The organism is Evansella vedderi, from assembly GCF_030813435.1.
GTDB lineage: Bacteria > Bacillota > Bacilli > Bacillales > Salisediminibacteriaceae > Evansella > Evansella vedderi.
On the sequence record NZ_JAUSUG010000003.1, the window covers coordinates 266,540 to 279,326 of the forward strand.

The following is a 12,787-nucleotide window of genomic DNA, read 5'->3' on the forward strand; positions in this document are numbered from 1 at the left end:
ACCGAAAAACAGCAATCTACAGAAAAAATTCCTTATAAAATTAATGTGTTAGGGTTGGGTGCTGTAGTGAGAACTACGGCATAAAAAAGCACCCTAACATATATGTTGGGTGCTCACATCTCTATTTATCCATAGAGTAGAGATAGAAGAGGGGTAATAGGATACAGGATACACTTCCCCTTATTTCTATTCTCTAATGTGCCACCCTTGTAAGCCTCTCTGGACTTTTTAAAGGATGAAATTTTTATTGTTTTTCTTTATCCATTTCTACATTTAAGTCTTGAAACATTTCTTCTGAGTTTTTGATTATCGGCCTACCTGGAAGGATTAAGTTTAATACAATACCTACAATAGCTGCTAAAGCCATACCAGGTACTTGAATTTCATCTGTTACTTGAATAAACGCTCCGCCAATACCGATTACTAAGATTACGGAAGAAATGATTAGGTTTCTTTTTTCTCCTATGTTTACTCTATTATCAATTAACATTCTTAAACCACTTGATGCAATGATACCGAATAGGAGAATGGAAACCCCGCCCATAACAGCTGTTGGAATGGTTTCTATTAATGCTGCTACTTTACCTATAAATCCGAAGATGATAGCTAATACGGCTGCACCACCGATAACAAATACGCTAAACACTCTTGTTAAGGCAACTACTCCAATATTTTCACCATAAGTTGTGTTAGGTGGTCCACCTAGAACAGAGCTTATTATAGTTGCTACCCCATCCCCTAAAATGGAACGGTGTAAACCTGGCTTTTTAACGAAATTTTTACCAACCACTTTACTTAATACCATCTGATCACCAATGTGTTCAGATAAAGTTACAACTGCGACTGGAACCATAATTGCAATAATCGTCCATGATATGGTTGGTGTATGTGTAACAAATGGCACAACGAAATCTGGTGCTGCAATCCAAGCTGCTTCTCTTACAGGAGTAAGATCTATAATTCCTAAGAAGTAAGCTACTACATATCCCCCAACTATCCCTATTAAAATTGGAATGAGTCCAAAAAATCCTCGAAAGAAGATCGATGCTAAAATCGTTATGAATAAAGTTATTAGTGCTACTGTAAATAGTGTTCCGTCATAAATTCCTGTTCCCGGTATATTCATGGCCATATCCACTGCCACTGGAGCTAAACCTAAACCGATAACCATGATTACTGGGCCAACAACAATCGGAGGCAGTAGATTTATTAACCAACGTACCCCACTTGTTTTAATTAATAATGCTACTAATCCATAAACAATACCAGCAAAGAAGCTTCCGATTAGCATACCTTCTATTCCACCAATGGAAATGGCTGTAATCATTGGGGTAATAAATGCGAATGATGAACCTAAATAAGCTGGTATTTGTCCTCTTGTAATAAGTAAATAAGCTAATGTACCAAGGCCACTTGATACAAGGGCAACTGCAGGACTAATGCCCACTAAATATGGTACTAAAATGGTTGCACCAAACATTGCAAACAGATGTTGAATACTAAAGGCTAACCATCGATCATACCTTGGTACTTCTCTAATTCCAACCGCTTTTTCCTGTGACATTATAAATCCTCCTCTAATGAGAATTAAAACAAAAACCTCTTTGATTCCCAAAGAGGTATCTTCACAAACCTAGTATGAGTACAAATAGCTCATTTGTATTCATCAGGCGAGGAGTATACCCCTTAGCAGTCTCTCTGGACTGTTTTAAAGGGAGGTTTTTTGTTTAATTACTACTTCATCTATTTCATCTATTTCTTTTAATTTTGCCTCTACTATTTCTTGTTTGGAAGTAGGAACATTTTTCCCAACAAAATCAGGTCTGATAGGCAGTTCACGGTGCCCCCTATCAATGAGCACTGCAAGTTGTATCTGCGATGGCCTTCCTAAATCAATTAAAGCATCTAGTGCTGCTCTAACAGTTCGACCTGTATAGAGGACATCATCCACAAGAATGACCGTTTTATTTGTAATATCTACGGTTATATCTGTTCCTTTTATTTCAGGGTCTTCTGTTTTCGTTTTTAAGGTAAGATCATCACGATAAAGGGTGATATCCACTTCGCCAACATCAATTTTTTCCCCTTCAATTTGTTCTATCCGTTCAGCCAAACGTTGAGCTAGATAAATTCCCCTGGTCTTAATCCCTACTAGTAAGCAATCTTTTATCCCTTTGTTTCGTTCAATGATTTCATGGGCAATTCGAGTTAAGGCTCTTCTAATTGCCTGTTCGTCTAAAATCCCCTTTGTCATTAATTTCATCCCCCTTCCTAAGCAAGATGCCGGATTACATTAACAGTATTCTAGTTTTTTCTATGAAAAAACCCTCTCACTAGGCAGTGAGAGGGCAGAATAAATGTAGATACACGTATCCCTTAAAATACATTTTCCACTTGAAAATGTGTCTCCCTTCACAGCCTCACAGGACTGATGTTAAAGGTAATCCGTATTTAATTCTTCTGTAATTATGTCACTCATGTCGTAGTTTGTCAACGATCATTTTTCACTTTTTCTTAATTGTTCTAAACATGCTTCCATATCTTCAGGTAGTGGAGCCTGGAATGTGACAAGTTCCTTTGTTCTCGGATGAACAAATCCTAGTAATTCCGCATGAAGTGCTTGACCATCAATAGGAAAATCTTGTTTTTTTCTTAGTCCATACTTTGGATCATTAATTATTGGGAAGCCGATGTACTTCATATGAACTCTAATTTGATGGGTTCGTCCCGTTTCCAATTCACATGAAACAAGTGTATGATGCTGAAATCGCTCCACAACCTGAAAATGAGTAACGGCATCTCTGCTATTTTTATCCGTTACAACCATGCTTTGACGATCCTCAGGATTTCTTCCAATGGGAGCATCGATAGTTCCCTTATCGTGCGGAACAACACCAATAACAATAGCTAAGTACCTTCGTTTAGTTGTCTTGTTCTTCAATTGCTCCACTAAAGATTCATGGGCCATATCATTTTTTGCAACCATTAATAATCCAGAGGTATCCTTATCAATTCGATGAACGATCCCAGGCCTTAATACTCCATTAATACCTGAAAGATCCTTACAGTGATACATTAACCCATTAACTAATGTGCCACTATAATTCCCTGGTGCAGGGTGTACAACCATTCCCCTTGGTTTATTTACCACGAGAACATCGGAATCTTCATAAATAATATCTAAATCCATCGGTTCCGCTTCCACATTTAAAGGAACAGGGTCCGGTTCATTTATTTCAATCTCATCCCCTACAGCAATTTTATAATTGCTCTTAACAGGCTCTCCATTTACTTCAATATTCCCTTCCTTAAGCCACGATTGTACTTGACTCCTTGACCATTGGGGGAATTTATCTGAGATATATTTATCAATTCGAATTCCCTTTTCTTCTGTTGTTAATAAATAAGTTTCCATTTTATGACTTCCTTTGGTTTTTTTCTTCTTTTAACACATGAATAATTAGCATAATTACCCCAACCACCAGGGCCATATCTGCCACGTTAAAAATAGGGTAATTGTATGTGAAAATATAGACGTCAAGAAAATCGACAACTTCCCCATGTAAAACTCGATCGATGAAGTTCCCAATGGCTCCACCTAGAACAAGACCTAATGCCCAGCCGAACCACCGGTGTTTTTTCCCTTCCGTCTGTATGTAATATATAACCACTCCGATAACGATCACTGTAGCAATAAAAAAAAGCCACATTTGTCCTTGTAAAATCCCAAAGGCTGCTCCCGCATTACGATGGGACGTTAAATGGAATACACCTTCAATGATGGGGATACTCTCCCTTAATTCCATATATTGAACAACTAGCCACTTTGTCCACTGGTCAATAATAATAATAACTAGTGCAATGATGTAATATATCACGAACTTCTCCCCCAGTCATTTGTATCTATACCTAATGAATTTTAGCATAGCTAGGTAGTACAAACAATTTATTTGTGGAAAAGTTGGCTGTGTTATTATTTTAACCTAGTTGAAGGGCAGTCATTCCCGTTGAAAGTTTGGATTTGAAGTAGGGTGAGGTGGGGGTGGGCAAACCGACCTACTTGGGACTCCTTCATCCTCTTGCTTGCTCTTAATTTGTACCTGGGCTACCTTGTCACGGACAACCCTCTCCCGGACAAAGCTTCGCGTCCTCAAAAAAAAGACTGCACTTACGAAGAAGTGCAGTCCCGCAACAATTTGATCCTTTTTATTCGTAGTGTTTCACCACTATATCTGTACAGCTGTCACACAACCCTGGATGGTTTTCATTTTTACCTAATGAAGGGGCAACTACCCAGCAACGCTCACATTTCTCCCCTTCTGCAAAATCAACGACAACTTTTAGGAATTCGTACTCTTTTACATCAGTAGGAGCATCCGCTTTTCCACCTGCTACTACTGCTTTTGAAGTAATAAATAATTTATTTAAGCTTGCAATTCCCTCAAGTAGCTCACGATCTTCACCATCTGCATAAATCTCAAGAGCAGCTTCTAGACTCTTCTTAATCCCCTTTTCCTTACGTGCTTCCTCTAGGGCCTTCAATACATCATCACGAAGGTCCATAAAACGATCCCACTTAGCAACTAAAGATTCAGAATTAGGATACTCTACTGCATCTGGAATGTCCGTTAATTGAACACTTTCTTCCGTTAGACCAGGGATTTCCTTCCATACTTCATCCGTAGTATGGGCAAGTACTGGTGCCATTAATTGCGTTAATGCCTTTAACGTTTCATACATAACCGTTTGAATACCACGTCTTTCTGGATGGTCAGCATATTGGATATAAAGGGTATCCTTAGCAATATCCATGTAGAAAGAACTTAACTCAATGGTACAGTAGTTATGCACCTTGTTATATACTGTTCCAAACTGATAATCATCATAAGCCTTTCGTACGTCCCCAATTAAATTGTTCAATTTAATCATCATAAACTGATCTAACTCAGACATGTTTTCAAAGGTAACAGCATCTTTACTTGGATCAAAGTCATGAAGGTTTCCAAGCATGAATCGGAAGGTGTTACGGATCTTACGATAAACCTCAGCTACTTGCTTTAGAATGTCGTCGGAAACGCGAACGTCCGCCTGATAATCAACAGATGCTACCCATAGACGAAGGATATCTGCACCTAACTGCTTCATAACCTTATCAGGAATCACTACGTTACCGATGGATTTACTCATTTTGCGGCCTTCACCATCTAATGTGAAGCCGTGACTCAATACTGTTTTATAAGGTGCTTTCCCAGTAACAGCAACTGCAGTAGATAAGGAAGAGTTAAACCAGCCTCGGTATTGGTCGGAACCTTCTAAATACATATCTGCTGGGCGTTGCAGGTCATCACGTTCTTCTAAGACGGATTGATGAGAGGATCCTGAGTCAAACCAAACATCCATAATGTCTGTTTCCTTCGTAAATGTACCATTTGGACTATGCTCTGAAGTGAATCCTTCAGGTAGCAAATCCTTCGTATCCCATTCAAACCAAATATTTGATCCATGTTCACGGAATAAGTTGGATACATGGTCAATCGTTTCATCAGTGATAATTGGCTCACCATTTTCGCCATAGAAAACTGGAATCGGAACCCCCCAAGCTCGTTGACGGGAAATACACCAGTCACCACGGTCTCTTACCATATTGTATAATCTTGTTTCTCCCCAATGTGGTACCCAGTTAACTTCTTTAATTTCACGTAAAAGATCTTCTCGGAAATCCTTAATAGAAGCAAACCATTGTGGTGTTGCACGATAAATAACAGGTTTTTTCGTTCTCCAATCGTGTGCGTAAGAGTGAGTGATAAAGGACAATCCAAGTAGAGCCCCTGCTTCCTTAAGCTTTTCCGTTATTGGCTTATTTGCTTCATCATAGAATAACCCTTCAAACATTGGGGCTTCTTCTGTCATTACCCCTTTATCATCTACGGGACATAGAACATCTAAACCGTATTTTTGACCTACAATATAGTCGTCTTCCCCGTGCCCTGGTGCCGTATGAACACACCCTGTACCAGCATCTAACGTTACGTGTTCTCCTACCATAACTAAAGATTCACGATCATAGAACGGATGCTTTGCTCGAGTATTCTCTAGATCTGTACCCTTTACTGTTTTTGTGATTTCGTAGTCGGACCAACCTAATTCATTTTCTAGGTGCTCTAATAATCCTTTAGCAACAATATACTTAGTACCCTCTAATTGAACGACAACATAGTCAAGTTCAGGGTGAAGAGTGATCCCTAAATTTGCAGGAATAGTCCATGGTGTTGTTGTCCAAATAACATATTTTTCGTCGCCATTAAGGACTCCCTTTCCATCAACCACATCAAAGGTTACATAAATTGACGGAGAACGCTTGTCATGATATTCAATTTCCGCTTCTGCTAAGGCAGATTCAGAGGATGGGGACCAGTATACTGGTTTTTTACCCTTATAAATATATCCTTTCTTTGCCATTTCACCGAATACTTTAATTTGCTGCGCTTCGTATCCATGACTTAAGGTTACATAAGGATTTTCCCAATCCCCACGTACCCCTAGGCGTTTAAATTGCTGTCGCTGGCTGTCAATTTGACCAAGTGCATATTCCTCACATTTTTTACGGAATTCCGCAACCGTCAATTTTTTACGGTCAACTTTCCCTTTTTTCGTTAAGGCTGTTTCAATCGGTAATCCATGGGTATCCCAACCAGGTACATACGGAGCATGGAAACCTGTCATAGACTTATAGCGGACAATAAAGTCCTTTAAAATTTTGTTTAATGCGTGACCCATATGGATGTCTCCATTAGCATATGGAGGCCCATCATGTAAAATGAATAATGGTCTTCCTGCAGTTCGTTCTTGAACCTTGGCATATATATTTTGATTGTCCCATTCTTCTTGCATAGCAGGTTCGCGATTTGGGAGATTTCCGCGCATAGGGAAATCCGTTTTTGGCATAAGTAGTGTATCTTTATAATCCACGTGCCCTACCTCCTTAATTTAGTTATTTTTAAACAGTTCAAAAAACATGTTATATTGAAAAACAATTGCAGCTGCCCTCCATGTAAAGTGAGGAAAATAAAAAAACCTCCTCATCCACAAAGGGACGAGAAGGATTACCCGCGGTACCACCCTAATAAACGAGGCTCTTTCTGAAAATAGAACCTAATTCACTTTAATTTCGTAACGGGAAATTTCCGGCATAGCTTATTAAGACAGAAGTCTGTTCAGTATGCAACTCGAGGGTGATCTTCCATTTGTATTTTAGACCAGGCTCACACCATCCCTGATTCGCTTTGCTAAAGAAACAAATGTACTGTCCCTGTCATCGTTTTTACTAACATTTTGGTCAAGCTTTTAAATTTTCAATCATCCTACTTGAACTATCTTCATAAAATCTTATTAAAGTATATGATAATTCCAAATCAAGCGTCAAGCAAGCTTTTTATATTTTTGAAGAATCCGTAAGCTCTAAATCTTCTTCTGCGTGCTTCCCTAAGTCATCCCATTCATCTGTTTCAAGCATTTCTAACTGAGCTTGTAACAACATTCTGAAACGAGTTCGATAAACAGACGCCTGTTTCTTTAATTCTTCAATTTCCAATGCTATTTTTCTTGATTTTGATAAAGCTTCGTTAATAATGCGGTCTGCATTTTTTTCCGACTCCTTAATAATCAGCTTTGCTTCCTTCTCCGCATTGCGCTTTACATCCTCTGCTGTTTCTTGAGCAATCAAAATTGATTTATTTAAAGTTGTCTCTATATTTGAGAAATGGCCGAGCTTTTCCTCAAGCTCATTTACACGATCAAACAATTCTTTTTTCTCTCGAATCACTAATTCATAATCTTTAATAACCTGATCCAAAAACTCGTTAACTTCATCCTCATCATAACCTCTAAAACCACGTGTAAACTCTTTATTGTGAATATCTAAGGGGGTCAATGGCATCCCGAAGCCACCTCCAAAATCGTATTTTAAGGAAATAAATCCTCCTGCTATTTAATCTTATTATGTATTAATTTCGACACACACATCTTTTATTCCTGCTGCTACGACAAATCATTTTGGAATTCCAAATGTTAATCTGATCTTCCCCTTTTTTGTTTGCCCATCGTTTGCCATTAATACAGAACGACCTTTTCCACGAACAGAAATAACATCCTTTACTTCGAGGGAAAAACTTGGGTCATCCACTACTTTCCAGTTCACTTTTACATAACCGCCTTCAATTAAAGGCTTAGCCTTCGATCTTGACAGCTTGTACACTTCGGAAATAACAGTATCCAGCCGGAGTGAGGATACCGTTACACCTAAATAAGAATAATCCTGTTCCACCGAGATTACATCGCTAGTGGGAATCCCTTTCAAGGAAACTTTTGCTTTTCCTACAGAGGTAAGGTTCCACGTAATAAAATCAGAAACTTCTGAGCTGAGAACCACTTGGAACCGCTCACCATCTGTTAAGATATCACCGAACTTCTCCCTCTTCAAACCGACATTCATAAGTGCACCTAATATTTGCCTGTGTTCAATCTGGACAAACTTTGAAGGATATTCAAGGTCAAATACAGTTACCTCAAAATCATCTTCTGAAGGGTCTAAATAGGGTGGGTATAAAAGACAACGCTGTCTTTCAGCATGTTCATGTCCACCCCAAAATGCATATTTTACATCTTCATTTTGACCAATTATAGAACGAACAATTTCTTGCTGTCGGGGATCAAGGAAATCAGTAAGCTTCCATCGATATTCCTCTATAACTATCCCTTTCCATTCCATAACTTGATCAACGAAAGAGTGCTCTTCCTTTCGATAATGCTCATAAACACTCATAATAAATATATTCCACTCCAAAATTAAATTAGTTTAAGATAAGATTAAATAAAAAGGTTACGCCCGAGCTTGCCATACGTAAAGCAAGAATGGCAACGATCGGAGATATATCAATCATTCCTAATGGAGGAATAATTTGTCTAAATGGTTGTAAATAAGGTTCCACTAGTTTTCCAATAATTTGACCAAAGGAGCTTTCCCTTGCATTAGGAAACCATGACATAAAGATGTAAATTATTACCACTATCATATAAATGGATAGTAATTGTTGAATTAGATCGTGAAGTAATACCATAAAATATTCACCTTCCTCTATTAAAACTATTCTTGTAGCATTTCTGAAATAGATCCTGTAACATCCACATTATCTGGAGTTGTTAAAAAGATATTAGAACCAAGCTTTTGAATGTCCCCACCAATAGCATATACTGTTCCACTGATGAAATCCACTACCCGTTTCGCCTGCTCATTAGGTAACCGTTGTAAGTTAATAACAACACATTTCCTGTTTTTTAAATGATCTGCAATGTCCTGTACTTCATCATAGCTATGAGGCTCTACGAGAATAACCTTTGCCTGATGCTGAATTGTCTTTAGACTCACTACATTATTATTTTCCCGCTCAGAACGATGACTCACAGTCGGTTCTGCCTCGTATTCAGGCTCTCCTTTAACATCATAGTCATCCTCTAATTCAAAAAAACGTTTGAATTTTTGTTTCATAGTCATTTCAATCACCTCATTTTTTATAAAATGCTGTTCTAAAAAATTGTTGTTTTTATGTTAATATAGTATAGCTTGGATACGCTACAGGCGGACGCTTTCCGCTACTCCAAGCTGTTTAAGGAAGAAACAAAGTTTGTGAAAATTGCATTTCAAAACAGTACTCCAGTACCACTTTGTTTGCTCGTTGCATGAAGACAACTGTCTGCTTTATTTCTCCTTGCCAACTAAGGAGGAGCCTATTCGTACAAAGGTAGCCCCTTCTTCAATAGCAACAACAAAATCATTGGACATACCCATGGAAAGCTCTTTACAAGGTGCATGGGATAACTGTAAAGATTCCACTTCTTCCTTCAGTTCCCTCAACCTTCTAAAGTATGGTCGAACTTCTTCTGCTTCAATAAATGGTGCCATTGTCATTAGCCCGACAACCTCTATGGCTGGATAGTTGGCCATGTCTTTAATAAAGGGGATTACTTCCTCTGGTTCCACACCAGATTTAGATTCTTCCCCGGATACATTTACTTGTACAAAGCATTTCATTTTCTTATTCACAGGGGCCCGTTTGTTGATTTCCTTCGCAAGGGATTTTCTATCTAAAGAATGAATGTAATCAAACTTATCGATCATATCCTTTACTTTACGAGACTGTAGGTTTCCAATAAAATGCCATACTGCTTTGTCCCCTATGGCTTTCCATTTATTTAAGCCTTCTTCTAGACGATTTTCTCCAATATGTACGATCCCCGCATTTAATGCTTCCGACGCTCTGTCAATGGAGACATATTTTGTCACAGCAACAATATTTATATCCTTTGATTCTCTGTTTGCCCTTGCACAAGCATCTTCAATCAAACCCTGTATTTCTTGTAAACGATCCTTTACCGACACAAAAGCTGCTCCTTCCACAATTTACATCATTTTTTTCCATATTATTATCATAATGAATCTTTCTTTAACTAGCAACGATTATCTTAAAGATGCTATTTAAAAAGGATACCTTTTTGTGTGAAAACTATGTTTTATTACATTGTTTATTTTCAAACGAAGTTGATTGAAGCGTAAATCAACTTCAATATTAAGAAACAGCCAAATTAGTTTTCATATATCGTTGTGTCTATAAAGACATGGCAGTTTTGAACAGCATCGAAGCTTGTCTTGTTTTTAAAAGTGTAAAAAACCCCAGCCAAAGGTTGAGGTTTAATTGTCATCGTCGTCATCTGATGAGCTCTTTTGCCCGGGACCATGATGCCTAACAAGAACAACATCAGATCCTATTTTCACTATATTTTTCCAGGGGATAATCAGTTCTTCCTCTCGATTAAATAAGTTCATCATTCTTCCCCCACCACCAATGATGATGGCATCCACTTTTCCCGTCTCTAAGTTTATATCTAAATCTGAAATATGACCTAATAAGCGCCCATCTGCTAAATTTACAATATCCTTAGCTTGAATGTCCGATATTTTTAGCATTCTTCGTCCCCTCCCCTTTTGTTCCTTACATTGTATGCACAACTTGTTTAATTATTTCCATGAAGTTAAAACAAAGAAAAAACCTGCTTATTAGCAGGTCTACTCCTTAGCATGTTTATTCATTTGTTGAATTGCTGCTTTTTCCAATCGGGAAACCTGTGCTTGAGATATTCCTATTTCATCGGCAACTTCCATTTGGGTTTTTCCTTGGAAAAAGCGCATATTAAGTATCATTTTTTCACGTTCATTTAAACGTATCATTGCTTCCTTCAATGCAATTTCTTCAATCCACTGTATATCCTTGTGTTTATCATCACTAATCTGATCCATTACATAGATTGGGTCACCGCCATCATTGTAGATTGGCTCAAAAAGGCTTACAGGGTCTTGAATTGCATCTAAAGCAAATACAATATCCTCTTTCGGTACGTCCAGCACCTTAGCAATTTCTTGAACTGTTGGCTCCCGTTCACGACTTTTCTCACTCATTAAATTATCCCTTACTTGAAGTGCTTTATAAGCAATATCACGTAATGATCTGGAGACACGTATAGGATTATTATCCCTCAAATACCTTCTGATTTCCCCTATAATCATGGGAACCGCATAAGTAGAAAACTTTACGTTCTGACTTAAATCGAAATTATCAATGGATTTCATTAGCCCAATACAGCCTACTTGGAACAAATCATCCACATACTCACCACGGTTATTAAACCTCTGAATCACGCTTAATACAAGACGTAAATTTCCATTTACAAGTTTCTCCCTTGCGGATTCATCCCCATTCTGCATTTCTTCAAAGAGGATTCTCATTTCCTTGTTTTTAAGCACTGGTAGCTTTGATGTGTCTACTCCACAAATTTCTACTTTATTACGAGTCAATGTCTTCCCTCCCAACAGGAGCTGTTGTACAAGAAACAGTATCTCCCAGGGAGGGAAATTTATGCAGGGCTTCCATCCAAAAAAAGGCTTGAATCACCTCCAAGCCTTGTCATTACTTGCTAAAAAAAATTTATAACATTTTATTAAATTCTTTTCTAAGTCTTTTTATAATTCTTTTTTCTAAACGTGAGATATAAGACTGTGAAATACCTAACATGTCAGCTACATCCTTTTGGGTTTTTTCTTCTCCTCCAGCTAAACCAAAACGGAGCTCCATTATCTGCTTCTCACGATCGTTTAAGGCCTCGAGGGCTTTTACAAGCAATTTTCGATCGACTTTGTCCTCTATTCCCTTTGTTATTATATCCTCTTCTGTACCCAGCACGTCAGATAATAATAACTCATTCCCATCCCAATCAATATTTAGCGGTTCATCAAAGGAAACCTCGGAACGAATTTTATTATTTCGACGTAAATACATTAAAATTTCATTTTCGATACACCGGGAAGCGTATGTTGCAAGTTTAATTTTCTTCTCAGGGTCAAATGTATTTACTGCTTTAATTAACCCAATTGTTCCGATACTAATCAAATCTTCGATGTTTATTCCTGTATTTTCAAATTTTCTAGCTATATATACAACTAATCGAAGGTTTCGTTCTATCAGTACTGAGCGGACAGATTCATCGCCAGAAGGTAGTTTTTCTAATAGATAAGCTTCTTCTTCTTTCGTTAATGGAGGCGGCAATGCCTCACTTCCACCTATATAGAATACTTCATCTGCCTTAATCCCAATCTTTTTTAATAGCTTTAACCATAATAGTTTAATTTTCATTTTAAACCTAGTCATGTTAGTCGGCCCCCTTTTGAGTTTTGTTCGCT

13 protein-coding genes and 1 other annotated feature are annotated in these 12,787 nt (G+C 37.9%); all 13 genes read right to left on the reverse strand.

The window, feature by feature from the left end:
- Positions 1–244: 244 nt before the first annotated feature.
- The 13 genes from J2S74_RS05665 to sigE all read right to left on the reverse strand — a co-directional run bounded on the left by J2S74_RS05665 (position 245) and on the right by sigE (position 12,755).
- Positions 245–1,564 (reverse strand): solute carrier family 23 protein, encoded by a 1,320-nt coding sequence (locus J2S74_RS05665; protein ID WP_307322907.1) that lies wholly within the window; start codon positions 1,562–1,564, stop codon positions 245–247.
- Between the two features lie 144 nt (positions 1,565–1,708).
- Entirely contained in the window at positions 1,709–2,254 is a 546-nt protein-coding gene (pyrR, locus tag J2S74_RS05670) for a bifunctional pyr operon transcriptional regulator/uracil phosphoribosyltransferase PyrR (RefSeq protein WP_307322909.1), read from the reverse strand.
- Between the two features lie 243 nt (positions 2,255–2,497).
- Complete coding sequence (locus J2S74_RS05675; RefSeq protein ID WP_307322912.1) at positions 2,498–3,415, reverse strand: RluA family pseudouridine synthase; 918 nt, start codon at positions 3,413–3,415, stop codon at positions 2,498–2,500.
- Position 3,416: 1 nt separating this feature from the next.
- Complete coding sequence (gene lspA / locus J2S74_RS05680; protein WP_307322915.1) at positions 3,417–3,878, reverse strand: signal peptidase II; 462 nt, start codon at positions 3,876–3,878, stop codon at positions 3,417–3,419.
- A 328-nt stretch (positions 3,879–4,206) separates the two neighbouring features.
- Positions 4,207–6,969 carry an isoleucine--tRNA ligase gene (ileS, locus tag J2S74_RS05685; protein ID WP_307322918.1) on the reverse strand — a complete coding sequence of 921 codons (2,763 nt, stop codon included), beginning with the start codon at positions 6,967–6,969 and terminating at the stop codon, positions 4,207–4,209.
- Between the two features lie 117 nt (positions 6,970–7,086).
- Positions 7,087–7,325, reverse strand: a binding site (T-box leader).
- Positions 7,326–7,432: 107 nt separating this feature from the next.
- Positions 7,433–7,936 carry a DivIVA domain-containing protein gene (locus J2S74_RS05690; protein ID WP_307322920.1) on the reverse strand — a complete coding sequence of 168 codons (504 nt, stop codon included), beginning with the start codon at positions 7,934–7,936 and terminating at the stop codon, positions 7,433–7,435.
- Positions 7,937–8,047: 111 nt separating this feature from the next.
- Entirely contained in the window at positions 8,048–8,821 is a 774-nt protein-coding gene (locus tag J2S74_RS05695) for a YlmH family RNA-binding protein (protein WP_307322922.1), read from the reverse strand.
- Between the two features lie 28 nt (positions 8,822–8,849).
- The gene (locus J2S74_RS05700; protein WP_307322925.1) at positions 8,850–9,116 is read right to left on the reverse strand and encodes a YggT family protein; all 267 of its coding nucleotides are present in this window, start codon (positions 9,114–9,116) and stop codon (positions 8,850–8,852) included.
- A gap of 26 nt (positions 9,117–9,142) precedes the next feature.
- Complete coding sequence (locus tag J2S74_RS05705) at positions 9,143–9,550, reverse strand: cell division protein SepF (protein WP_307322927.1); 408 nt, start codon at positions 9,548–9,550, stop codon at positions 9,143–9,145.
- A gap of 204 nt (positions 9,551–9,754) precedes the next feature.
- On the reverse strand, positions 9,755–10,435 hold the full coding sequence (locus tag J2S74_RS05710; protein WP_307322929.1) for a YggS family pyridoxal phosphate-dependent enzyme: 681 nt from the start codon (positions 10,433–10,435) through the stop codon (positions 9,755–9,757).
- Positions 10,436–10,744: 309 nt separating this feature from the next.
- On the reverse strand, positions 10,745–11,020 hold the full coding sequence (locus tag J2S74_RS05715; protein ID WP_307322931.1) for a YlmC/YmxH family sporulation protein: 276 nt from the start codon (positions 11,018–11,020) through the stop codon (positions 10,745–10,747).
- Between the two features lie 99 nt (positions 11,021–11,119).
- Positions 11,120–11,947 carry an RNA polymerase sporulation sigma factor SigG gene (gene sigG / locus J2S74_RS05720; protein ID WP_370875974.1) on the reverse strand — a complete coding sequence of 276 codons (828 nt, stop codon included), beginning with the start codon at positions 11,945–11,947 and terminating at the stop codon, positions 11,120–11,122.
- 88 nt (positions 11,948–12,035) lie between these two features.
- Positions 12,036–12,755 carry an RNA polymerase sporulation sigma factor SigE gene (sigE, locus tag J2S74_RS05725; protein WP_307322937.1) on the reverse strand — a complete coding sequence of 240 codons (720 nt, stop codon included), beginning with the start codon at positions 12,753–12,755 and terminating at the stop codon, positions 12,036–12,038.
- Between the last annotated feature and the right edge of the window lie 32 nt (positions 12,756–12,787).